This window comes from Micromonospora sp. NPDC002575 (genome assembly GCF_042889525.1).
In the GTDB taxonomy this organism is placed as follows: domain Bacteria; phylum Actinomycetota; class Actinomycetes; order Mycobacteriales; family Micromonosporaceae; genus Micromonospora; species Micromonospora carbonacea.
In genome coordinates this window covers 1-1,208 of record NZ_JBIARA010000080.1, presented here as the reverse complement: position 1 = coordinate 1,208, position 1,208 = coordinate 1, and the positions used below count along the sequence as shown (strand labels likewise).

General features: G+C 66.6%; 1 protein-coding gene. It reads left to right on the top strand.

The features are described 5' to 3' along the window. Positions 1-90 precede the first annotated feature (90 nt). Positions 91-1,208 (top strand): Hsp70 family protein (locus tag ACFYWL_RS31250; protein WP_386980456.1); only part of this gene is annotated, 1,118 nt, incomplete at its 3' end.

The following is a 1,208-nucleotide window of genomic DNA, read 5'->3' as shown; positions in this document are numbered from 1 at the left end:
GCGGCGTATCGTGATGCGCTGTTAACCAGCCACAACGTGGTGAATGGTAACTGCGGCAAGCCTGGCGAGGGGACAACTGGTATGTATGGAGTGGGTATCGACCTGGGTACCAGCTTCACCGCCGCAGCAACCGCCTCCGCCTGGGCCCTGGACATGGTGCCACTGGCCGGACAATCGGTCATCACCCCGTCAGCCGCCTACCTCGACGAACACGGCACACTCCTGACCGGCGAAGCCGCCGACCGCCTCGGCCTGCAAAACCCCGACCGAGCAGCACGGGAATTCAAACGCCGCCTCGGCGACCCCACCCCCGTCATCCTCGACGGAACCCCATACTCCCCCACCGCCCTCATGGCCGCCCTGCTCCGCAACGTCATCGACACCGTCACCCAAACCCAAGGCACCCCACCCGACCGGATCGTGCTCACCCACCCCGCCGTCTGGGGCCCCTACCGACGCGAACAATTCGCCGCCATCCCCCACCTCGCCGGCCTACCCCGCCCACAAACCGAACCAGAAACCCACACCGACAGCCCCACCGTCATCACCATCACCGAACCCGTCGCCGCCGCCACCTACTACTGCTCCACCCAACCACTACCCCCCGACGGCCTCCTCGCCGTCTACGACCTCGGCGGAGGCACCTTCGACAGCGCCGTCGTCCGCAACGGCCGCGACGGACTCGAAATCATCGGCACCCCCGAAGGCATCGAATGGCTCGGCGGCGCCGACTTCGACCAAGCACTCATGGACCACGTCGACCGCCAACTCGGCGGCGCCATCACCGCCCTCGACCCCACCGACCCCGCCACCGCCGCAATCCTCGCCACCCTCCAACGCGACTGCATGCACGCCAAAGAAGCACTCTCCACCCGCAACAAAACAGACATCACCGTGCCCCTGCCCGACAACCCCCGACACGTCACCGTGACCCGGGAAACCTTCGAGCAGATGATCACACCACCCGTCGAAACCACCATGGAAACCTTCCGGCGCACCCTCACCGCCGCCGGCGTCACCCTCCAAGACCTCACCGCCGTCCTCCTCGTCGGCGGATCATCCCAAATCCCCCTGGTCACCCAACTCCTACGCGACACACTGCGGCGACCAATCATGACCAACACCCACCCCAAACACGCCGTCGCCCTCGGCGCCGCCATGCTCAGCACCGACACCCACACAGCCAGAAGCACCCCACCACCACGACG